This is a genomic window from Pantoea sp. NPDC088449, from assembly GCF_044753225.1.
Lineage (GTDB): Bacteria > Pseudomonadota > Gammaproteobacteria > Enterobacterales > Enterobacteriaceae > Pantoea > Pantoea floridensis.
On sequence record NZ_JBIVMT010000001.1, the window covers coordinates 1,147,322 to 1,168,833 of the forward strand.

Annotated in this window: 19 protein-coding genes and 1 pseudogene; 17 read left to right on the plus strand and 3 right to left on the minus strand. The window is 53.8% G+C overall.

The window, feature by feature from the left end:
- Positions 1-134 precede the first annotated feature (134 nt).
- The 7 genes from ACIP6T_RS05475 (at position 135) to ACIP6T_RS05505 (ending at position 6,737) form a co-directional block, all read left to right on the plus strand.
- The gene (locus ACIP6T_RS05475; protein ID WP_400455817.1) at positions 135-788 is read left to right on the plus strand and encodes a DUF2291 domain-containing protein; all 654 of its coding nucleotides are present in this window, start codon (positions 135-137) and stop codon (positions 786-788) included.
- On the plus strand, positions 785-2,323 hold the full coding sequence (locus ACIP6T_RS05480; RefSeq protein WP_097097334.1) for a sugar ABC transporter ATP-binding protein: 1,539 nt from the start codon (positions 785-787) through the stop codon (positions 2,321-2,323). Before ACIP6T_RS05475 ends, ACIP6T_RS05480 begins: the two co-directional genes overlap by 4 nt.
- A gap of 22 nt (positions 2,324-2,345) precedes the next feature.
- The gene (locus ACIP6T_RS05485) at positions 2,346-3,401 is read left to right on the plus strand and encodes an ABC transporter permease (RefSeq protein ID WP_176519175.1); all 1,056 of its coding nucleotides are present in this window, start codon (positions 2,346-2,348) and stop codon (positions 3,399-3,401) included.
- A 72-nt stretch (positions 3,402-3,473) separates the two neighbouring features.
- The gene (locus ACIP6T_RS05490; protein WP_400455819.1) at positions 3,474-4,421 is read left to right on the plus strand and encodes a D-ribose ABC transporter substrate-binding protein; all 948 of its coding nucleotides are present in this window, start codon (positions 3,474-3,476) and stop codon (positions 4,419-4,421) included.
- Positions 4,422-4,558: 137 nt separating this feature from the next.
- Positions 4,559-5,419 (plus strand): DeoR/GlpR family DNA-binding transcription regulator, encoded by an 861-nt coding sequence (locus tag ACIP6T_RS05495; protein ID WP_097097332.1) that lies wholly within the window; start codon positions 4,559-4,561, stop codon positions 5,417-5,419.
- Positions 5,420-5,592: 173 nt separating this feature from the next.
- The gene (locus ACIP6T_RS05500; protein WP_097097331.1) at positions 5,593-6,324 is read left to right on the plus strand and encodes a YoaK family protein; all 732 of its coding nucleotides are present in this window, start codon (positions 5,593-5,595) and stop codon (positions 6,322-6,324) included.
- A 203-nt stretch (positions 6,325-6,527) separates the two neighbouring features.
- Positions 6,528-6,737 (plus strand): glycine zipper 2TM domain-containing protein, encoded by a 210-nt coding sequence (locus tag ACIP6T_RS05505; RefSeq protein WP_064738688.1) that lies wholly within the window; start codon positions 6,528-6,530, stop codon positions 6,735-6,737.
- Positions 6,738-6,817: 80 nt separating this feature from the next.
- Here the strand turns inward: ACIP6T_RS05505 and ACIP6T_RS05510 are convergent, their stop codons facing one another.
- Positions 6,818-7,747 (minus strand): aromatic alcohol reductase, encoded by a 930-nt coding sequence (locus tag ACIP6T_RS05510; protein WP_400455822.1) that lies wholly within the window; start codon positions 7,745-7,747, stop codon positions 6,818-6,820.
- A gap of 83 nt (positions 7,748-7,830) precedes the next feature.
- Here ACIP6T_RS05510 and ACIP6T_RS05515 point away from each other — a divergent pair, with 83 nt between their 5' ends.
- The 6 genes and pseudogenes from ACIP6T_RS05515 (at position 7,831) to ACIP6T_RS05540 (ending at position 16,369) form a co-directional block, all read left to right on the plus strand.
- The gene (locus ACIP6T_RS05515) at positions 7,831-8,253 is read left to right on the plus strand and encodes a winged helix-turn-helix transcriptional regulator (RefSeq protein WP_400455824.1); all 423 of its coding nucleotides are present in this window, start codon (positions 7,831-7,833) and stop codon (positions 8,251-8,253) included.
- 49 nt (positions 8,254-8,302) lie between these two features.
- Positions 8,303-8,728 carry a hypothetical protein gene (locus ACIP6T_RS05520; protein ID WP_400455826.1) on the plus strand — a complete coding sequence of 142 codons (426 nt, stop codon included), beginning with the start codon at positions 8,303-8,305 and terminating at the stop codon, positions 8,726-8,728.
- A gap of 164 nt (positions 8,729-8,892) precedes the next feature.
- A pseudogene (locus ACIP6T_RS05525) lies at positions 8,893-9,015 on the plus strand (ESPR domain-containing protein); the annotation flags it as partial.
- Between the two features lie 27 nt (positions 9,016-9,042).
- Positions 9,043-11,934 carry an autotransporter outer membrane beta-barrel domain-containing protein gene (locus ACIP6T_RS05530; protein WP_400457076.1) on the plus strand — a complete coding sequence of 964 codons (2,892 nt, stop codon included), beginning with the start codon at positions 9,043-9,045 and terminating at the stop codon, positions 11,932-11,934.
- A gap of 133 nt (positions 11,935-12,067) precedes the next feature.
- A complete protein-coding gene (locus tag ACIP6T_RS05535) occupies positions 12,068-12,715 on the plus strand; it encodes a response regulator transcription factor (protein WP_097097326.1) in 648 nt (215 codons plus the stop codon).
- Positions 12,716-12,724: 9 nt separating this feature from the next.
- Positions 12,725-16,369 carry a transporter substrate-binding domain-containing protein gene (locus ACIP6T_RS05540; protein ID WP_400455829.1) on the plus strand — a complete coding sequence of 1,215 codons (3,645 nt, stop codon included), beginning with the start codon at positions 12,725-12,727 and terminating at the stop codon, positions 16,367-16,369.
- A gap of 58 nt (positions 16,370-16,427) precedes the next feature.
- Here ACIP6T_RS05540 and ACIP6T_RS05545 read toward each other — a convergent pair whose 3' ends face one another.
- Positions 16,428-16,712: a hypothetical protein gene (locus ACIP6T_RS05545; protein WP_400455832.1), complete on the minus strand. Its 285-nt coding sequence runs from the start codon at positions 16,710-16,712 to the stop codon at positions 16,428-16,430.
- Between the two features lie 117 nt (positions 16,713-16,829).
- Entirely contained in the window at positions 16,830-17,786 is a 957-nt protein-coding gene (locus ACIP6T_RS05550; RefSeq protein WP_400455835.1) for a hypothetical protein, read from the minus strand.
- Positions 17,787-18,074: 288 nt separating this feature from the next.
- Between ACIP6T_RS05550 and ACIP6T_RS05555 the strand changes: the two genes are divergently transcribed.
- The 4 genes from ACIP6T_RS05555 to celB are packed head-to-tail and all read left to right on the plus strand — an operon-like array spanning position 18,075 to position 21,474.
- Positions 18,075-18,383: a PTS sugar transporter subunit IIB gene (locus ACIP6T_RS05555; protein ID WP_097097322.1), complete on the plus strand. Its 309-nt coding sequence runs from the start codon at positions 18,075-18,077 to the stop codon at positions 18,381-18,383.
- 59 nt (positions 18,384-18,442) lie between these two features.
- Positions 18,443-18,784, plus strand: coding sequence for a PTS lactose/cellobiose transporter subunit IIA (locus tag ACIP6T_RS05560; RefSeq protein WP_345829733.1), 342 nt, complete (start codon positions 18,443-18,445; stop codon positions 18,782-18,784).
- Complete coding sequence (locus ACIP6T_RS05565) at positions 18,777-20,090, plus strand: 6-phospho-beta-glucosidase (protein WP_400455837.1); 1,314 nt, start codon at positions 18,777-18,779, stop codon at positions 20,088-20,090. The genes ACIP6T_RS05560 and ACIP6T_RS05565 overlap by 8 nt, the downstream gene beginning before the upstream one ends.
- Before the next feature lie 31 nt (positions 20,091-20,121).
- Positions 20,122-21,474 (plus strand): PTS cellobiose transporter subunit IIC, encoded by a 1,353-nt coding sequence (gene celB, locus ACIP6T_RS05570; RefSeq protein WP_097097319.1) that lies wholly within the window; start codon positions 20,122-20,124, stop codon positions 21,472-21,474.
- Positions 21,475-21,512: the final 38 nt, after the last annotated feature.

Consider the following 21,512-nt stretch of genomic DNA (forward strand, 5'->3'; position numbering starts at 1 on the left):
TCGCTCTCCTGAAAAAATTGCGGCGTACCTGTTGACAATTTAGTCACATCAGCTCAATTCTCATCACACAAGTTATCACATTTATAACATTATCGGCGCGATTATCGCAGCTGATAACCGTGAGAGGTCACGTTATGTCCGATGTCTCAATACTTGCGAAACAGATCTCCCGTAAGCGTACCAGGCGCTATGCGGCGATTGCGCTGGTGGTCGTCGCCGTCATCGCCGCGATGGCGCTGGATACTAAAGTGGTCAAAATCGGCTCCGCGGATGATGCGCAGGAACAAGGGTTCGCAGCGGATAGCTACGGCCAGAAAACCTTCCCGACCATCCAGCACGACGTCGAATCTCGTGCGGTTGAGGCCAAAACGCTGGCGGACGCGCTGCAGGTAAATCAGCAGGACGCGGTGCAGAAATATGGCGTGGGCACGCCGCTGCCGGTGTTCGCGGTGAAACTGGAAGGCGTGGTGCAAGCGGGTCAGATGGGCATCTTCCCGCTGCAGGTTGCCGGATTGCCGGAAGGAACGCAGGTGCGACTGCAAACCGGCCCGGCGATAACCGGCACCGATCTGCGTGACGCCAACGGCAAAATTCAGTTCGGCGATTTTACCAACCAGATTGAGTACCAAAACGCCGGTTCGGCGATCAATCGCGCGATGAAAACGGCGGTCCTCGACAAGCTGGATCGCGATGCGCTACCGGGCAAAACCGTGCAGGTGGTCGGCGTATTCCGCCTGCTGAACGCGAAGAACTGGATGGTGACGCCGGTTAGCATGGAGGTGAAATGAAACCGTTCAACGTTAATCCTGCCTTGCTGAAAGGTGAAGTGATCCTACAGGCGCGCAATATCAGCAAAGTCTACGGATCAACGCACGCGCTGAAGGGCGTCAATTTCGAAATTCGTCGTGGCGAAGTGACCACGCTATTTGGTGAAAACGGCGCGGGTAAATCGACGCTGATGAAAATTTTGTCGGGCGTAGTGACGCCAACTACCGGGGAAATTCTGTTAAACGGCGAGGAGAAAGTATTTCGATCCGCTACGGAAGCGCGAGACTGCGGCATCTCAATTATCCATCAGGAACTGAATCTCGCGCCGAATATGAACGTGCGCGACAACATCTTTATGGGGCGCGAAATCATGAAGCCGGGCGGCGTGGATTACGCCGAAGAGGCGCGCGTCACGGCGCACCTGATGGCCGCGCTGGAAGAGGAGATTGATCCCCTGACGCCGGTAGAGAACCTGCGTCTCGGCCAGCAGCAGATCGTCGAAATCGCCCGTGCGCTGTCGGTAAATTCACAGATTCTAATCATGGATGAGCCCACCTCAGCGCTCAGCGCGGCAGAAGTCGCCGTGTTATTTCAGGTGATACGCGATTTAACCAGTCAGGGCGTGGCGATTGTTTATATCTCCCATCATCTGGAAGAGGCGCTGGAGATTACCGATCGCGCGGTGGTATTGCGTGACGGCGTAATGACGGCCTACGCCAAACGCGATGAGATCGATCTCGAATGGATCGTGCGCAATATGGTGGGCGATCACTTTGATCTGGGATCGCCGCCCACAGGCTATGAGTTCGGTCTGCCAGCATTAACCGTTAACGATCTCACGCTGAAAAGCAAAACCGGCATTCGGCTGGTGGATAACCTGTCGCTGGCGGTGAAAGCCGGGGAGATCGTCTGTATTTACGGCCTGATGGGCGCCGGACGCACCGAGCTGCTGGAGTGTATCGCCGGGCGACTGCACCAAAACAGCGGCCACATTCTGCTGCAGGACACCGATGTCTCTGCGCTGACCATTTCACAACGCATTCAAATTGGGCTGGCGCTGGTGCCGGAAGACCGGCAGCGCGATGGCCTGGTGCAAACCATGTCGGTGGGCGAAAACCTGTCACTCGCCAGTATCAGTGAGTTTGTACGCGGCCTGATGCTCTCCAGAAGCCGTGAAAAACAGCTGGTTAACGACAGTATTCGTAACGTGACGGTGAAAACATCCGGTGGCGAAGCGGCTATTGGCTCGCTCTCTGGCGGCAATCAACAAAAAGTGGTGATTGGCAAAATGCTCGCCACGCGTCCCAAAGTGATTTTGCTGGATGAACCGAGTCGCGGCATCGATATCGGCGCCAAAGCCGAGGTGTTTCGCCTGCTGGCCGAGAGTGCCAAAAAGGGGCTGGCGGTGGTGTATACCACGTCGGAAGTGGGTGAGTGTTTGAGTATTGCGCATCGGATCGTGGTGATGAGCAAAGGGCGCATTTCCGCCATCTTCGACGCAAACGTGAGTAAAGAACGCATTATGGCCGCTTCAGGCGAGTCTCTGGTGGCATGACATGAAAAACGGAGCAAAACAGATGACTGACAGAACACAAACGCTGGCCACGCCGCCGATCGCCACCAAAAAAAACAGCGATAAACAGCTCCATCTGGCGCGTTTGCTGCTGGAAGGGCGCGCATTCATCGCGCTATTGGTGATTATCGCCACCTTCTCTTTCCTGTCGCCTAACTACTTTACCGGCGCCAATTTTCTCACCATGGCGTCGCATGTGGCGATCTTCGGATTACCGGCGATCGGCATGCTGCTGGTGATCCTCAACGGCGGCATTGATTTGTCGGTGGGCTCAACGCTCGGTCTGGCGGGCGTGATGGCCGGCTTTATGATGCAGGGGATCAATCTAGAAGCGTTCGGCGTGGTGCTGTATCTGCCGGTTTGGGCGGTAGCGATTTTGACGCTGGTGGTCGGCGCGCTGGTGGGCTTAGTCAACGGTATCCTCATCGCCTGGTTCCGCGTACCGGCGTTCGTTGCCACCCTCGGCACGATGTATGTGGCGCGCGGTATTGCGCTGCTGATCACTAACGGTCTGACCTACAACAAGCTCTCGGGTAGCGAAGCGCTGGGCAACAGCGGGTTCGACTGGCTCGGCTTTAATCGACTCTTCAACATACCGGTTGGCGTGCTGGTGCTTGGCGTTGTGGCGCTGGCCTGTGGTTTTCTGCTTAGCCGCTCGGCCTTTGGTCGCTGGCTTTATGCTTCGGGCGGTAACGAACGCGCGGCCGATCTCTCTGGCGTGCCGGTGAAACGCATCAAAATCAGCGTTTATGTGTTATCGGGTATCTGCGCCGCGCTGGCGGGGCTGGTGCTCTCTTCACAGCTCACCTCGGCAGGCCCAACGGCGGGCACCACTTACGAGCTGACGGCAATTGCTGCGGTGGTGATTGGTGGCGCGGCCCTGACCGGCGGACGCGGTAACGTGCGCGGTACGCTGCTCGGCGCGTTCGTGATTGGATTTCTCTCTGATGGCCTGGTGATTATCGGCGTCTCTGCTTACTGGCAGACGGTGTTCACTGGTGCCGTGATCGTGCTGGCGGTATTGCTTAACACCCTGCAATACGGGCGGCGCGCACGCTAACCCGCGCGTGCTGTATGAGCAGCGCGCGGATATCCGTAAAACCTGTACCCCTATAATAACGGAGCACCTACTATGTTCACCAAACGTCTCTTCATCGCGGCCGCGGCCATGGCCATCACCACCTTTGCTGCGCCAACCTGGGCGGATAACGGGCTAATGACCATCATCGTTAACGATCCTTCTAACCCTTACTGGCTGACGGAAGGCCAGGTCGCGCAAAAAGCCGCCGAGAAGCTGGGCTATAGCGCTAAAGTCAGCGCCCACAAAGGCGACACGAATACCGAAAGCCAGCTGATTGATACGGCGATTACCAATAAATCCAAAGCAATCATTCTTGACCCAGCCAATGCCGACGGCTCGGTTGGGTCGGTGAAAAAGGCCATTGCCGCCAATATTCCGGTGTTTATCATCAATGCTGAGCTCAACCAGAGCGGGCTCGCCAAAGCGCAGCTGGTTTCAAACAACGCGCAGGGCGCGGCTGTCGGCGCAATGGAGTGGGTGAAGCAGGTGGGTGATACTGCCAACTATGTTGAGCTGGTTGGCCCGCCGTCCGATAACAACGCCGCAACGCGCGCGAACGGCTTTGATACCGTGCTGACGCAATATCCCACGCTGAAGAAAGTGGGCCAGGAAGTGGCAAACTGGGATCGCACCCAGGGCTTCAATAAGATGCAGTCGCTGCTGCAGGCCAATCCCAACATCAAAGGCGTGATCAGCGGCAACGATGAAATGGCGCTGGGCGCGATTGCGGCGCTGAAAGAAGCGGGCAAGCTGAACCAGATTAAAGTGGGCGGTTTTGATGGTTCACCGGATGCGGTTGACGCGGTAAAAGCCGGTACCCTGGCGTATACCGTGATGCAGCCGGTAGCGCAGTTCGCGCAAAAAGCGGTAGAGCAGGCGGACAGCTTCCTGAAAACCGGTAAAACGGGCGCAGCCTCTGAGAAACAGCTGTTTGACTGCATTCTGATCACCAAAGGGAACGCCGGCAATTTCGCCTCGCCGTTTGTGTTGAAGCAGTAAGTAAAATCGGGTCGCCATAATGGCGACCCTACAACGGACCTGTGCGGATTTTGGCGCACCAGGACAATTTGCCAAAACCGTGTTTAAACGCTGTAATGAGTGCCGAACCCGCTTTTGCTTCTTTTCCCGGATGAAATATGGCGCACAACCCGCAGGACTCTTCCCTTGGCGTATTCATGGCCGAAACCTTACCCAGCGATAGCCGCCAGGCACGCCAGCTGGCACGTCGGCAGCTGATTGCCGAAGCCGTGATGGCAGAAGGGGCAATCCGCATTGAAGATATCACCGATCGCTTCGGGATCAGTTTGATGACCGCACACCGTGATATTGATGAGATGGTAGAGCGGGGGTTGCTGCATAAATCGCGCGGTGTGGTCTCAGCTACGCCAACCAGCCTGGTTGAATCCAGCGATATCTACCGCGCCACGCGCCAGCTGGAAGAGAAGCAGGCGATTGCTGACGTCGCCGCCACCTATCTGGAGCCGGGACAAGCCATTTTCCTCGATGACTCCACCACGGTGTTGCAGATGGCGCGGCTATTATCAGCGCGTGCGCCGCTGACGGTGATCACCAATTCACTCACGTTAATGAACGAGCTGCGCAACGGCCGGGATATCACCTTGATGGGGTTAGGCGGCCAGTTTTATCACTGGTGCAATGCCTTTATGGGACGCATGACGCGCGAAGAGATTGCCAGTCTGCGCGCCGACGTGTTTTTCGTCAGCATGTCGGCGATTATCGACGATGCGGTCTTTCATCAATCGGCCGAAACGGTAGAGACCAAACGCGCGATGTTTGATGCGGCACAGAAACGCATCCTGATGATGGACAACACCAAATTTGAGCGGCGTGCGCTGCACCGTTTTGCCCATCTGCGTGAATTCGATGTGGTGATAGTCAATCAGGGAACACCGATCCCTATTTTACGTCGCATGCAGGATTTGGGCGTGAATGTGGTCGTTGCTCCGATGAAAATATCCAGCAGCGTGTCATCATAAGACGCGCGTTATTGCGCCCAACGCTTTACGTTTATTTAAATATATTGAGACTTCATTGCTTTTTTTAGTTTCTTTAACCCAGGCGCTAATTATTCAGGGATTTCCTGGCAATTAAATGTCCAAATTGCTCTACGTTTACTATTCGGCCAAATTTCAGAATAATGGGGTATCTGATGCTGATTAAACTTAAACGTACGCGTACGCATGATGAGGACAGAAATCTGGCAATGTGGTTAGCCACGGCAGCCGGCGTGCTCAATGCTATTGCCCTGGGCGCATTTGGTTTTTTTCCCTCGCATATGTCAGGTAATACCTCACAATTATCCAGTGAAGTGTCGAACGTTAATTTTCGCGATATCACCTTTCTGGCCACCATTCTCGTTGCATTTGTTTGCGGCGCGGTTACCGCCAGAATGGTGGTGATTGGCGGATTAGCGAATGGCAATCGCATTATCTTTTGCCAAATTCTGTGGGTTGAAGGATTGGCGTTGATAGCGTTATCGCTGTTTGAGTTGTTCTTCTTTTCATCCGCTAATAACCGGGAAGTTATTGTCATTCTGGGCTTTCTGATGGGCGTGCATAATTCCACCTCAACACAGTTATCGAATGGTCGGGTACGTTCCACCCATATCACCGGTACGCTGACGGATGCCGGGATCTCACTGGCGTCGGTGCTGGCGGCACTGTTTCGTCGCGATCCGTCGAAAAATGTTTCGGGGCAAAAGCGGCAGTTGTGGACGCATCTGACCACGATTTTCTCTTTCCTGATCGGCGGGATTGTCGGTTTAATGATGTTTAAACACCTGGGTTTTAAAGCCATGGCAATGGTAGGCGCCATTTTAGTGCTGGTGGCCACGCTGGCGATGGTCAGAACATTAATACGCGCGAAGCGTACGGCGGCATAAACGGAGGTAACGGCTGGCAAAGCGACCACGTTTTAACCGCTTTGCTAGTACCATCCTCAAATAGGAATTTTTACCTTTCACAAAAGCGTAAAACCCCTTAAATTCACGCCGACGAGCAGTGCCAGTCGCAACAGATTGGGTATTTTAACAACAATCAAATAAACACTATTGCATGCCATAAAATAATGGCAGTGAGGCTTTGTATGCTTTTAAAACGCAGCTGTAAGATTGCTATTGTTATGTTGGTTATGTTTTCTGTTACCGCTTGCGGCATGTCGCATCGCGGGAGAAATACCGCCATTGGTGCCGGTGTGGGTGCCGTAGGTGGTGCGGTATTAACCGGCGGTAGTACGTTCGGCACGCTGGGTGGTGCAGCAATTGGCGGCTTGATCGGACACGAAGTGAGCCGTTAATTGTTTGCAATTTGATTCGCTGCCTCGTTCAGCGGCAGCGAATCAGACCAGCAGCAATTAACTCTTTTCTGACATTCCGTTTATTTCATCTTCTCCTGAACTAACCATTGTTTCACACTGGTTACCTCAATACCTTCACGGTAATTATAGGTATTTACCATTGGCCATGAAACGCCATCTTCCCGCGCAAACGCCAAACGATAAGCAGCGTACCGATCGTGGGGTGCGTTAATGTTCGCGGCCTTTAGCGTGGTAATACGTTCCACCTGACAGGTAAAATCTGTGGCGAAATGCTGGCCAAGTAATGCCGTGAGCTGCGTATAGGTGAGGGTGTCGCCGGCAATATAAATAACCTCATTACTTATCGCCGGCGTATGGAAAAACAGGCTCGCCGTTAATCGGCCAATATCTTCTGGCGTGGTCAGGGTTAATGCAAATTCAGCATCGCCCAGTGCATGCACCGTGCGTGATGCAAGATTAACCACGCCAAAATCGGCTTCAAACAAAAAGCTGGTAAACATACCCGTCGAAACAATGACCCATTGCGTTTGCTGCTGGGCACGTAATAGCGATCTCACCGCGAGCTGTTCATCCCATACTGGTTGCCCGCTATTTTCGCCAATACGATCGTAATCGACACCAAACTGCCAGGGGAAATAACGTGCCACCTTGGCCAACAGCACTGCCTCGGTTATTTTTATCTGTGTACCCATACCGCCCACGAAGCCGCAGCAGTTAATAATGGCATCATAGGGCGTAAACAGCTGGGCCAACTCCCCGATGGATACTGCATTAAAATCAGCCGTTAGGATGCCAATATCCCACTGAGCGAGTTGTTCTGCGCGTTGTTGGGCGTTTTGTGAGGCACTTTGTGGCCGTAATAATACGGTTAACCGGATTTCAGGATGGGATTCCCGCTGCGCATAAAACCCCTTAATTACCGCCATTCCCAATTCTCCGGCACCGATGATCAATATATTGCGCCAATGATTATTCACGTAATTGTTCATACTTTTCTCCTTAGGTTGCTGCTAAGGTTGCCCAGAAGAACGTGGCGCTGCAATCAGGCACATTAATGATACCGGGGAAGAGCATGAAATTAAGCGATGAGCAAATAACGGTGTTTGCCACCATTTGCGCGGCCCTTAACGATGAGGACGATATGCTTAAACGCGAAATTCTCACGCACGCAGGAAATCGCTGGTCGCTAAATGTGATTTATACGCTGGGCGTAAACGGCACCTTGCGACATGCCGAACTGGCCAAGGCGATGCCCGGCGTTACGCAAAGAATGTTAACGCGCACGCTGCGATCGCTTGAACGAGAGGGATTAATTAGCCGCTACGATCATCAGCGTAAACAGCCTCATCCGCGGGTTGATTACAGCCTGACGGAATTAGGTAAGGGGATGTTGACCAACATGTTACCACTGTGGCATTGGGTCATCGATAATGCGGCATTAATACGTGATTCCCGCACCCGTTTCGATACTAAGGAGGGTCACTCTGGCATCTAAGAAATAGCGTAATTTTCATAAGTTAATCAACATGGATAGGAGTCAATATATGGAGTTTCATCATAAAAGTTGGGAAGAAAAAGCATTCGACTTAGCCAATCAAGGTATCTCCCTTGAAAGTGATGACCAAAACGTCGCGGCGACATTCTCATGGGCTGCTGCTGCGGAATTAGCAAAGACACATCTGCGGGATAAAGAAATTTATTACTGGATCTTAAGCGGGTATGGTTCTTCATTAGTTAAGTGTCAACGCTATCAGGAGGCCATTGAAGCCGCTAATGAAGCGCTTGAATGGGAAGCAACGAAAGGCCAGGTACTTGCAAGAATGACCCTCGCGCGAGCGCTCTATGGAATGGGGGCAATTGACGGCGCGATAGCTTATTTCCAGCAAATATATGCGATGAAAGGCGAAGCTGTTTTTGATGCGTTTCCGGAATTCGATAAAAAAATGCTGGCAGATTTGATGGGTCTATAAAAGCGTATTCCAGGCTGCAGAGTGAAAAGAGCCTAAGTTAGGGCTCTTTTCCTACGCGATCGGAAACGTCCTACACGCCTGTGGGAACGGTATGATTTAACCCTGAGACACGCATCCTTACTCTTGCGGCATATAAATCGCGTATGTTGCTGAGTGAGAGTCTGATGAATATTGTTTACCGCATTATCTGGAATAAAGTTACCGGGCAGTTTGTTGTCGCCTCCGAATTCGCGAGGGGAAAATGTAAATCAAGCCGTTCCCGCAATAGTGCCTTAATTAACGGCGTTTCGGCGGCCTTATTATTTGCAAGCGGTATGAGCACGGCACATGCCGGTTTGGTGGCGAGTGGCGTAAGCCAGAGCTATTCCGACCAGGATATCGTGACCAGCGCCAGTAATGACTATGGCATTCAGGCTGTTTTAGCCGGCGGTGAGATGAATTTTACCGGCGGCACGATCAACACCAGTGGCATTTCGGGCTACGGTGTGGTTGCTTCGGATCAAGGCATGGTTAATATCAGCGGCACCCAAGTGACCACCACCCGTGCTGACGTTCAGGCCCTGTATGCCACACGCAACGGCACAATAAATGCTGATGGTTTAACCGTGAATAGCAACGGCTATGGTGCGTATGTGACAACCAACAGCGCGATGGATTTCCTTAACGGCAGCATAACCAGCAGCGGCGATGGCGTGTATGTGGTCGGCACCAGCACGGTGAATTTTCTCAATAGCAGTGTCACCAGCAACAACCGTGGGCTGGTAGCGGGTGGACTGTCAACACTGACCGCCAGCGATGCCACGATTAATTCGGTAAATCAGGGCCTGTATGCGAACGGCGCAACCATTAACGGCGAACGTTTAATCGTCAATACCAGCGCTCGTAACGGTTACGGCGTGTTTGCCAATGGCACATCGGGCATTATCAGCCTGAAGAACAGTCGGGTGAATACTTTAGGCGATTATGCCAACGGCTTGTATACGGTCAATGGCACTTTTACTGCAGTACAGAACGATGTAGCGACCTCAGGTATCAATGCTCACGCGGTCTATGCCACTGGCTCAATGGCTAATCTGAATGTCACAGGCGGCTCGCTTAGTACCACAGGTGCAGGCGCTGCTGGCGTTCTTTCGAGCGGCGGTGCGCTTGTTAACGCAGATAATCTCTTCATTAACAGCAGCGGTGAGGCTCTTTCGGCCAGCGGCGCAACGCTGGATGCCAGCAATATTACCCTAAACACCGCAGCAGGATCGTCAGCGATCGCTGCCGCTGCAGGTGCGACAATTACCGGAACCGCCATTCAGGGGCAGGTGGGCGATGCGGGTAATCTGGTCACCTTTGATGGCGCTGTCGGTGCCGCCAACAGCGTTACGCTGACGAATTCTGCCCTCAGCGTAACGGGAAATAGCGCAATGGGTATCAACAGCATCAACGGCAACAATCAGCTTGCGCTGATCAATACACAACTGAGTGCGGCTGAGGGCAGTGCCATCACACTGCAGAATGGCTCTTCGCTCACTCTCTCGTTGGAGGGATCCACATTAGGCGGAGCAACACTGCTTGATGCATTGGCCAGCGATACCCGCGCGCAGATCACCGCCAGCAATGGCTCGGTGATGGCGGGTAATATCACCGTTGATCCTGCTGCTACCGCTGCGAGCAGCCTGGCGCTGAATGATTCACAGTGGAGCGGCAGTGCGGCGAACCTGCAGGCGCTGACGCTGGAAAACGGCAGCCTGTGGAATATGACCGACAACTCAACTCTGCATACGCTGGCGCTGAATGACAGCACGCTGAATTTCGATCACAGCAATGGACGTTCAACAACCTTGACGGTGAAGGGTGACTTTACCGGCACGGGCGGCACGCTGATCATGAACACGGTGCTGGCTGGCGATGATTCAGACACCGATAAATTGCATGTAACGGGCAACACCAGCGGCACCACGCATGTCGTGATCAATAATGCCGGCGGTAGCGGGGCGCAGACGTTGAACGGGATTGAGTTAATTACCGTAGACGGCACGTCTGCCGGTGAGTTTAGCCAGCAAGGGCGTATTGCAGCAGGTGCTTATGACTATACCTTGTCGCGGGGCGCGGACACTAAAAACTGGTATCTGACCAGCGATGTCAATGCCGTGGACCCTGTTATCGATCCGGTGGTGGATCCGGTCGTTGACCCTGGCGTTGATCCCATCGAAAAGCCAGTGGTGCAGCCGGGTGCCGGCAAGCCTGCGCAGATGATTGTGCGTCCTGAGGTGGGCAACTATAACGCCAATATCGCGGCGGCTAACACCTTATTCACTTTGCGCCTGAGCGATCGTGGCGGCGAAACACACTATGTGGACGTGCTGACCGGCGAAAAGAAAACAACCAGTCTGTGGATGCGCAACCTCGGCGGCCATCAGCAGATGCGTGACAGCAGCGGACAGATCAAGACAGAAACCAATCGCTACGTGCTGCAGTTGGGCGGCGACCTTGCAACCGTGAGTTTCACCGGCAGCGACCGCCTGCATTTTGGTGCGATGGCCGGTTACGGCAACGCTCGCAGCAATAGCGATTCATCGGTTACCGGTTATCGTTCGCAGGGCCATACCAACGGTTATAACGTGGGCGTATACGGCACCTGGTATCAGCAGCCGGAACAGCACACTGGCGCCTATGTGGACAGCTGGTTGCAATATAGCTGGTTTAACAACAGCGTAAATGGCGATCATCTCGCCGCCGAGCGCTATAAATCAAACGGCTTTACTTACTCGCTGGAGAGTGGATACAGCTGGAAAGTGGGCGAAGATCGGGCGAAAAACAGCTACTTCATTGAGCCTAACGCGCAGCTCATCTGGATGGATGTGAAAGCAGACGATCATACCGAAGCCAATGGCACTCGCGTCAGCAGCCAGGGCGATGGCAACCTGCAATCACGTGTCGGTTTGCGTGCTTCACTGAAAACGGCGGATGAACCGAATCAGGCGGTTTATCAGCCGTTCCTCGAAGCCAACTGGATTAATAACAGTAAGGACTTTGGTAGCACCCTGAATGGTGTCAGCATGACCAGCGAAGGGCAAAAAAACATCGCGGAAGTGCGCGTCGGCGTGGAGAGCAAACTTCCTTCAAGGGTTAACCTGTGGGGCAGCGTCGGTCAGCAAATGGGTAGCAATGATTACCGCGACACCAGCGCAATGATCGGGGTAAAAGTCAGCTTCTGATCACCATTGTCCACGTTTAGCGATGCCGGACCGTTTAGCCCGGCATTTTTACAGCTCATTGATGGGCATAACAAAATAGCGCTATGCTTAAAAAAATCAGTTATTGATTGCTCATTTCAATCACAGGACGGATATGCACAACTCTTCACCCTACAGCGCAGTGATCGTCGACGATCATCCGGTGGTTCGCATGGCAATTGAAATGCTGCTACTGCGGGAAAACATTGCCGTGACCGGTAAAGCTCACGATGGCGCCGAAGCGCTGCAGTTGGTGAAAAATCTGACACCGAATTTGATGATTCTGGATATTGCGATTCCGGTGCTTAACGGGCTGGAAGTTATTTCACGCGTTCACGCGATGGGGTATCCCGTAAAAATCCTCGTTTTCACCTCACAAACGGCGGCATCATTTGTTTCACGCTGCCGTCTCGGCGGTGCTTCCGGTTTCGTCGAGAAAACGGAAGAGATGGATGATTTACTGGATGCTATTCGCGCCATCCGGTCAGGCTATACGTTTTTTCCGGCGGAAAAGATGCCTGCGGACTATCCTGCGGGTTCAGCCACGGGTGAAGAGTCGGCCAAACTCGCGCAGCTCTCTGACCGGGAGATGATGGTGCTGATTTATCTTGCTAAGGGCTACAGCAACATCGAAATTGCCGAGGTGCTGACCCTCAGTAACAAAACCATTAGCACCTATAAGACGCGCTTGCTGCAAAAGCTGGGTGTCAAAACGCTGGTGGATTTAATCGGTATTGCCCATCGCAATCATCTTACCGACTAAGGAATATCCGTGAAGTCTCTGCTGTATAAAGTGGCTCTGCCCGTCATGGTATTTCTGGCGCTTTTAATTCTGCATGATGAGGCGATACCTGCTGCTGAACGCCCCATGGATCTGACTTTACTCAGCCGCTCACCGCAGCTGAAGCATCCGCCCACGCAAAGTTTGAACGCCGCACAGCAACAGTGGCTGGCCAGCAAAACGCAGCTGGTAGTAGGCATCGCGTTGCCGCAATATCCGCCATTTACCGTCATCAATAACAAATCTGAATTTGAGGGTATCACCGCTGACTATATTGGTTTGATGGCCACCCTCATCGGTAAGCCGATCAAGGTTAAAGTGTATGCCAATCAAAATGCGGCCTATGAAGCGTTAGAAAACGGTAACGTTGATTTGCTGGGCGGCATGACGCAGTTCGAAAAGCCGAATGAATATCTTACCCTTACGCAGCCTTATGCTACCGAACAGGCCATTATGGCGATGCGCAGTAACGCCAGCCGCACCCTGAGCAGCGATCTGGCCGGGGAAAATATTGCGATGGCGGCAGGCTATCTGCCGTTGGCATGGGTGCAGCAGCAGTTTCCCCATGCCAGCATCCAAACGTATCCCAGCTACCAACAGGCGATTGGCGCCGTGGCCTTCGGTGATGCGGATGTCTTTCTCGGCGACCTTTATCCGATTAGCCGCAATTTCCTCAACAATATCCGCGTCGTGGGTTTAGCCGACTTCCCGGCAAAAACGCTGACGTTTGCCACACGCCCGGATAATGTGCTGCTCAAACAGATTCTGGATATTGCACTGGCCGAGGTTAGCAATGAAGAGCGCCTCAACATTCTGCAGCGCTGGCATGTTGGCCGAAGCGCTAGCGTGCTTAATCAACAGATTTTCGAACTCACCGAGAGCGAAAGGCAGTGGATCCGGCAGCACCGCAAGGTCAGGGTTGCAGCCATTGACGGCTTTGCCCCGCTGACGTTTACCGATGATGACGGCAATTATCGTGGCATCACCATCGATGTGCTGTCGCAAATTCGCTTGCGCACCGGTCTGGATTTTGAAATCAAAAGCGCGGGCAGCGTGGATGAAATGCAAAGCCTGCTCCAGCAGGGCGATGTTGATATGATTGGCGCGTTAACACCCAGCCCGCAGCGCAAAAACGGTCTTAACTTCAGCCGCGCCTACTTTACCAGCGCCTTTGTAATGGTGGTGCGACAACAGGCGAATGCACCGCGCAATCTCAGCGATTTGGGGCGAAAAAAACTGGCGGTAATTAACGGAACGCGCATGGCTGATACCCTGCGCAGCCAATATCCCGACATTCAGATCGTCAATGCCAGTAACGCCAACGATGCATTAGCCATGCTGAGTCGTGGTCAGGTAGATGCCGCAATCAATACGCTGGCCAATACCGAATATCAAATAGCCCGTTATTACCGTAATCGCATGCGTATTAGCGCCACGCTCGGTGAATCTCCGGCGTTTATTTCATTTGGTATTCCGCCCCAGTCACATGAGCTGCAGCAGATTATCGACAAGGTCATGCTGAGCATTCCACCCGATGAGATGGATGTAATTGGCAATCTCTGGCGCCCCAACAACATGGTGGCGTCGGAAAATTTCTGGCGCGAGAACCGCGTCGCCATTCTCACCGGCAGTGCATTTGCGGCGGCACTGATCATGGTTTCATTGCTTTGGGCCATCTGGCTGCGTCGCCAGATTCGCATCAAATCGCGCATTCAGCGTGAGCTCAACGATCAGCTCGAGTTCATGCATGACATGATCAACGGCACACCGAATGCGACTTACATTCGTGATGCCAGCGGGCGGTTAACCCAGTGTAACGACAGCTTTTTACAGGACCTGGGCGCCACGCGCGAACAGGTGATCAATCAATCGCTGCTGTCGAGCAATCTTTTCGCCGATGAACAGCAGACGCAGCGTTATATCCACGATTTCTACCAGGTGTTAAGTAGCGGACAGCCGCTATTCAAGGACCGCACGTTTCAGCATCTGGGTTCAGGCCAACTGAAAACTATTTTCCACTGGATTCTGCCTTACCGTGATGCGGAAGGTCGGGTAAAGGGCGTGATTGGCGGCTGGCTTGATATCAGCGAACGGCGGCAGTTACTGGAGGCGTTAAATCTGGCGAAAGAGGAAGCCGAAGCCGCCAGTCGTGCCAAAACCCAGTTCCTCTCCACCATGAGCCACGAGATTCGTACGCCTCTCAATGCCGTACTCGGCATGCTGGAGCTGGCGCGCAAATCGGCCGATAAGAATCGTGTCGATCATCAGGCGCTGGACGTTGCCTCGGATGCGGCTAACGAACTGGTAGAGCTGCTGGGGGATATTCTTGATGTGGCACGCATCGAAGCCGGTAAGCTGACGCTTCAGCCCGAGCGCGCCAACCTGCAGCAGCTGTGCAAATCCGTGGTGCGTATTTTCCAGGGAATGGCGGAACAAAAATCCCTGAGCTTAACGCTGGAGATGCAACCCGATTGCAGCGAGGATGTTTTGATTGACCCGCTCCGCTTTAAGCAGATCCTCTCTAATCTGATCGGTAATGCCCTTAAATTTACCGCTCAGGGCGGCGTCAGTGTTGCCGTGCGCATTGAGCAGCAGGCGCGCTGGCACATCGCGCTCAGCGTGAGTGATAGCGGTAAAGGCATTTCACGAGAAGATCAGGCCAGGCTCTTCGCACCGTTTAGCCAGGTGGGATCTCACGGTGAGCAAACGCAGCGTGGCACCGGGCTGGGGCTGATTATCTGTAAAACCTTGTGCGAGAAAATGGACGGTTCTATTTCGCTGGAGAGCCAGCCGGGAATCGGTACGCGTATTGACGTGCAGCTGTTTGCTGACAGGCTGCCACAGGGAGAGCCGCAGCAGGAGCCGGTTTCTGTCGCCAGCGCGCAGCGCCATTCGAGCTTGCGCATTCTTATTGCGGATGATTTCAGGGCTAACCGTTTACTCCTCACGCGACAGCTCCAGTTTCTGGGCCATCAGGTACTTGAAGCCAGCGATGGTCGCCAGGCGCTGCACCTCTGGCGTCAGCAGCCGCTTGATGTGGTCATTACGGATTGCCGTATGCCGGAGATGGATGGCTATGCGCTGGCGCAGGCGATTCGTGCGGAAGAGGCGTTGCGCAACGGTTCTGCCTGTACCATTTTAGGGTTTACTGCGAACGCGTTGCCGGAAGAAATTATCCGTTGTCGCGAGGCGGGCATGGATGGCTGCATGTTCAAGCCGAGTACGCTAGAGGATCTCCAGCGCTGGCTGGATCCGGTGACACGTCAGCCTGTGCCCGAAGCGTTACCGGGAAACGATGACGTTTCGGATGCGATGCGTAAACTCGCGGGGGGCGATGCCACGCTGGTGAGCGAGCTGATGCAGGAGATGTTGGCGAGTTATCAGCAAGATATGCTGGCCTTGACCGCGGCGTTAGCTGACGACGATCGTGACGCATTGCTGGAGCTGGCTCATAAAGTGAAGGGCAGCGCGCGGCTGACGGGTTCCGCTGAGCTGGTTGCACGGTGCGTCGAACTGGAAATTAGCTGTCATGCACCGTCGCCACTGCGCAAAGAGATTGCGGAAGCGGGGCGGGCGTTGCTGGCGGAGATTCGGCGCGCTTTAAACACACTTTCATCAGCACCTTCTTCCAATTGATGAAAGGCCTTAGTCTTGCGACTAAGGCCTTTTGCTCATCAGTAGAGTCAGCAACGGTTTACTTATAAGTCACTTCTACGATTTTCAGATTAGCGTGATTTTTTACTGTTTCAATGCTGACCGTGCCCAGCTGATAGGGCATGGCCTGCTGGTGCTGGGACATAGCAATCGTTTGTACCTGATTGACACCGTTGCGGTAGCAGTTGATTGAAGCCTGCTGCAGCTGTGTGCTGGTGTCGCAAACGGATTCAACCACTGAGCCATTAAAGGTGATGGTGCCATCTGCTGCCATCGCTGTGGGTAGCATAATCAGACCTGACAATAAAACTAATAGGTTGCGCATTCGAAATCCCCTGGGTTGCCTAAGAGAATTATCGGGCACGCAGGGGAAAAACTTAAGCGAATACGGCAGCTAAATTAAGTAAATACTGCAATTAGTCTCAGAAAAGTCTTGGTTGCATCAGGGGTTAGGCTGACCCAACAGCGTGGTTTCCAGCTGATCGAGTGCGAATAAAATACCGTAACGCCGCGTATTTTTCGCCACCGGCAGCGGCAGCCAAATATCGGCCTGGCTGGCGAGGTCCAGCGTGCTTGGGCACAGCGCAATCACCGGGGTTTTTTGGATAGTTGCGTGATGTACGGCGCTGAGGACGTGGCTGTTTACGACATCCGGCGCGAGAATAAACAACACATCATCTGGCTGCAAACGACTCAGCGTCATGCTTAATAGATTGTCATCCTGAATCCAGGCGATGGCTAATCCGAGACGATGCAAACGCTGGTGGACCTCAGCAACCAGCGGCGTTTGTGGGCCTGATGCGCCAATCAGAAGCACACTTCTTGCCTTGCGTAACGTCTCTGCTGCTCGCGTCCAGGTTGCGCGTTCTGCCAGCGCGAATTGCTGCGTCAACGCCTGGCTGATTGCCTCTAAGGGCGCAATAGCAGGGGGATGACGTACCTGTGGCGCGCGCGCTAAACGCATGCGCAAATCGCGAATATCTTCGCAGCCCATTGAACGGGCGAAGCGGGTGATGGTTGCCGCACTGACTTCAGCACGTCCGGCAAGTTGCTCGATGGTGGCGGAAGCAGCAAACGTTGTGTCACTCAAAATAGCCTCCGCGACGCGCTTTTCCTGCTGACTCAGTGATGCCTGCCGCTGGCGGATGACATCGATAAAGGCTACGTCCTGCTGCTGGCCGGCTTTCCGCACCTGATGCAAAAAGTCATCAAGATCGCGGCAACCTGCCGAAGCGGCAAAGCGGCGTAGCACCTCCTGGCTTACACCCGCCTGCGCGGCCAGTCCTTCCATGGTGGTTTGCACATTGGCGTCCAGGTTCGCCAGAATAAAGCGCGCCAGCCTCGACTCTTGCGCATCTGCGCGCTCACTCTGCTGTCGCAATTGCCAGACAATATCCATTAGCTCATCACATCCTCAATAGCGAAGGTACATCATGCATGAAATTAATTTTCATGTTGAGTTTTTTTTCAGCGTTTTTTATGCGTTTTTTGCGATAAGTGATGATTAAGACAAAATAATTACGCGTAAGATCACACTGATGAAAAATATTTTCATACAAAATATTCACATAATTATCTGATTATTAACAAATAAATAATTATTCATCAGAAAATCGTCTGCCCATAGCCACTTTACAGCTTCCCCGAGACAGGTCTTAAATGCCCAAGTCAAATCACACGAGGAAAAATCATGCGCATCGTACTTTGTTGTGCTGCGGGGATGTCAACCAGCATGCTGGTTGAAAGAATGCAGAGTGCTGCGCTGGGGCGCGGACTGAAGATCGACATCAAAGCGGTTCCGGTGGCGGAGTTTGAACGCATACTGCCGGATGCCGACGTGGTACTGCTTGGACCGCAAGTTCAGTTTGAAGCCGCTCGGCTGACCGCCATTGCCGCTCCGCAGGGCAAAACCGTCGCCGTTATCGACATGATGGATTACGGCATGATGCGTGGCGATCGGGTGCTTGAAAAAGCGATGGCGTTACACACCGCGTAATACTCCGAACACCCTCATTTAACCGACATGACACAGCCCGATGCTGTGGGGGATTCTGCATGCCTGAAAACGTGGTTCTCGAGTTTGAAGAGCAAATTATGCTGCTGCTGGTGCAAGCCGGAGCAGCACGCAGCGCAGCGATCGATGCGTTACGTCTGGCGCGTGACGGGCAGTTTACCGAAGCGCAGCAGCAGCTGGCCGCGGCTAAAGAGTGCATCAGTGCGGCACATCAGCAGCAAACTGCATTGATCAGCCTCGATGAGGGCAGCGGCAAGCTGCCGGTCACGCTGATCCTGGTGCATGCCCAGGATCACCTGATGAACGCCATGCTGATTCAGGATCTGGCAGGCGAAATTATTGAACTCTATCGCCGCACTGCGGCAGGAGCAACCGATGCTTAAAATGGCGATTATTGGTGGTGGCAGCAGCTATTCACCCGAACTGGTAGAAGGGATCATCAACCGCTATGCACAGCTGCCGGTCACTGAACTGGCGCTGGTAGATGTTGAACAGGGCCGTGAAAAGGTAAACGTTATCGCCGATCTGACCCGGCGTATGCTGCAGCAGAATGGATTAGAGCAGGTCAAAGTGAGCGTACATTTTGCGCTGGATGAGGCGATTCGCGGTGCCCGTTTCGTACTGACGCAGCTACGCGTGGGACAATTAGCCGCGCGAGCGGCAGATGAACGTCTCGGGTTGAAGTATGGACGTCTCGGCCAGGAAACCACCGGCGTCGGCGGGTTCGCCAAAGCGCTGCGCACCATCCCGGTGATGCTGAATATCGCGCGCAAAGTGGAAGAGCTGGCGCCGGACGCCTTCATCATCAATTTCACCAACCCGGCCGGAATTGTCACTGAAGCCGTGTCGCGCTATAGCAAAGCGAAAATCATTGGGCTATGCAACGTGCCGGTTAACATGCATCACATGATTGCCGGCATGCTTGATGCGCCGTGGGATGATGTGCAGCTGCGCTTCGCCGGGCTGAATCATCTGGTGTGGGTACATCAGGTGACATGTCGCGGCAAAGACGTTACTGAGCAGGTGATTGAGCAGCTGTGCGATGGGCAATCACTGACCATGAATAACATCAAGGATATGCCCTGGTCGCCGTCGTTCCTGCGCGCGCTGAAGGCCATTCCATGCCCGTACCACCGTTATTACTGGCAAACGCCACAAATGCTGGCGGAAGAGCAGGAAAAAGCGCAGAGCGGCCATGAAGGGACGCGCGCCGAGCAGGTGATGAAAGTCGAGGCTGAGCTCTTTGCGTTATATGCCGATCCGCATCTGGCACACAAGCCGGAGCAGCTTAGCTTCCGCGGCGGTGCGTACTACTCGGAAGTGGCCGTCGAGCTGATCAGCGCTATCCATAACAATAGCGGCAAAAATTTGGTGGTGAACTGCCGTAATCAAGGCGCAATCCACGGCCTGCCGGATGATGCGGTGGTGGAAGTGAACTGCCTCGTTGACGCGCAAGGCGCGCATCCGCTGGTGTTTGGTGCGTTGCCGCCGCTGATGAATGGGCTGACGCAACAGATCAAAGCCTTTGAACGCCTGACTATCGAAGCCGCGGTGCATGGCGATCGGCAGCAGGCGCTGCTGGCGCTGGTTGGCAATCCGTTGGTTGGTGACGTTACCACTGCTGAAGCGCTGCTTGACGAAGTCCTCACTCTGAATCAGCCGTGGCTGCCGCAGTTTGCCACTCCTTAATCTGTTGCGCCATTGAGCCTGAGGAGGCCCTATGTCCAACCGTACTTTTATTGATCGTTATGTCTTGCCCGCTGCACTGAAAGTCGCCGGTCAGAAGCACGTGCTCTCAGTGCGTGACGGCATCATACTCAACATGCCGTTTATGCTGATTGGCAGTTTCTTCCTGATCTTTGCCTATCTGCCGATTCCGGCATGGGGCCATTTGATGGCGGACCTGTTTGGCGATACGTGGCGCAACAAATTGCTTTATCCGGTACGCGCTACCTACGACATCATGGCGTTGATCTCCAGTTTCGGCATCGCTTATCGACTGGCAGAGAAGTATCGCACGCTCGATCCGCTGACCAGCGGCGCCATGGCCTTAGTGGCGTTTGTGATGACGATTCCGCAGCAGACGCTATTTGCCCCGGTGGAAGGCGCGCCGACGCAGCTGGTCACTGGCGTACTGCCGATTTCGCTGATTGGTAGCCAGGGATTGTTCGTGGCGATTGTGATTGCGCTGCTCTCAACGGAGATTTACCGCTTTGTTCATAACCGTAATCTGGTGATCAAAATGCCTGAAGGCGTACCGCCGGCGGTGGCAAAGTCCTTCCTCGCGTTGGTGCCGGGCTTTTGCGTGCTGGCGGTGGTCCTGGTCATTCGCCTCGCGGTAGAAGCCTCGCCGTTCGGGGATATCAACAACCTGATCGCCACTGTGATTGGCTTACCGATGCACCACGTCGGCGGCACATTACCCGGCATGATCTTCTCGGTGTTATTGATTGGCATTTTGTGGACGCTCGGGCTGCATGGCGATGCGATTGTGTTGGTGTTTATTCAGCCCGTTTGGCTATCGAACATGAGTGAAAATCTCGAGGCATTCCAGCATAACCAACCCATTCCGCACATCTTCACCCAGCAGTTTTATGATTTGTGGATTGCGCCCGGTGGAACCGGTGCGTTACTGGGGCTGGTGATCTTTATGCTGATTCGTTCGCGCAGCCGTCAGATGAAGCAGCTTGGCAAGATTGCCGCGCCTGCTGCGCTGTTCAATATCAGCGAACCGTTAGTGTTTGGTATTCCACTGGTGATGAATCCGTATCTTTTCCTGCCTTTTATCCTGACACCCGTGGTATTGGTGATTGTGTCGTGGGCCGCGATGAGCACCGGTTTAGTGGCGCCACCGGCTGGGATTGCACTGCCGTTCACCACACCGATTTTCGTGAGCGGCTATCTGGCAACGGGCGGACACATCTCCGGCACCGTGCTGCAAGTGGTTAATTTAACGCTTTCACTGGTTATCTATTATCCATTCTTCCGCGTATGGGATCGGCTCAAATTCCGTGAGGAAGAAGAAAGTAAACAGCAAGCCCAGGTTGCCACGGGCGAGGCGATAACACCGTAGTGACTTTGCGCCTGCCACCCATTAGCGGTGGCAGGCTT

Excerpts from the sequence above, each read along its gene's own strand:
- ACIP6T_RS05530 (WP_400457076.1), top strand. The coding sequence starts at position 9,043 with ATGAGCACGGCACATGCCGGTTTGGTGGCGAGTGGCGTAAGCCAGAGC.
- ACIP6T_RS05485 (WP_176519175.1), top strand. The coding sequence starts at position 2,346 with ATGACTGACAGAACACAAACGCTGGCCACGCCGCCGATCGCCACCAAA.
- ACIP6T_RS05495 (WP_097097332.1), top strand. The coding sequence starts at position 4,559 with ATGGCGCACAACCCGCAGGACTCTTCCCTTGGCGTATTCATGGCCGAA.
- ACIP6T_RS05475 (WP_400455817.1), top strand. The coding sequence starts at position 135 with ATGTCCGATGTCTCAATACTTGCGAAACAGATCTCCCGTAAGCGTACC.
- ACIP6T_RS05500 (WP_097097331.1), top strand. The coding sequence starts at position 5,593 with ATGCTGATTAAACTTAAACGTACGCGTACGCATGATGAGGACAGAAAT.
- ACIP6T_RS05480 (WP_097097334.1), top strand. The coding sequence starts at position 785 with ATGAAACCGTTCAACGTTAATCCTGCCTTGCTGAAAGGTGAAGTGATC.
- ACIP6T_RS05510 (WP_400455822.1), bottom strand. The coding sequence starts at position 7,747 with ATGAACAATTACGTGAATAATCATTGGCGCAATATATTGATCATCGGT.
- ACIP6T_RS05565 (WP_400455837.1), top strand. The coding sequence starts at position 18,777 with ATGCTTAAAATGGCGATTATTGGTGGTGGCAGCAGCTATTCACCCGAA.
- ACIP6T_RS05550 (WP_400455835.1), bottom strand. The coding sequence starts at position 17,786 with ATGGATATTGTCTGGCAATTGCGACAGCAGAGTGAGCGCGCAGATGCG.
- ACIP6T_RS05545 (WP_400455832.1), bottom strand. The coding sequence starts at position 16,712 with ATGCGCAACCTATTAGTTTTATTGTCAGGTCTGATTATGCTACCCACA.
- ACIP6T_RS05535 (WP_097097326.1), top strand. The coding sequence starts at position 12,068 with ATGCACAACTCTTCACCCTACAGCGCAGTGATCGTCGACGATCATCCG.
- ACIP6T_RS05560 (WP_345829733.1), top strand. The coding sequence starts at position 18,443 with ATGCCTGAAAACGTGGTTCTCGAGTTTGAAGAGCAAATTATGCTGCTG.
- ACIP6T_RS05505 (WP_064738688.1), top strand. The coding sequence starts at position 6,528 with ATGCTTTTAAAACGCAGCTGTAAGATTGCTATTGTTATGTTGGTTATG.
- celB (WP_097097319.1), top strand. The coding sequence starts at position 20,122 with ATGTCCAACCGTACTTTTATTGATCGTTATGTCTTGCCCGCTGCACTG.
- ACIP6T_RS05520 (WP_400455826.1), top strand. The coding sequence starts at position 8,303 with ATGGAGTTTCATCATAAAAGTTGGGAAGAAAAAGCATTCGACTTAGCC.
- ACIP6T_RS05515 (WP_400455824.1), top strand. The coding sequence starts at position 7,831 with ATGAAATTAAGCGATGAGCAAATAACGGTGTTTGCCACCATTTGCGCG.
- ACIP6T_RS05490 (WP_400455819.1), top strand. The coding sequence starts at position 3,474 with ATGTTCACCAAACGTCTCTTCATCGCGGCCGCGGCCATGGCCATCACC.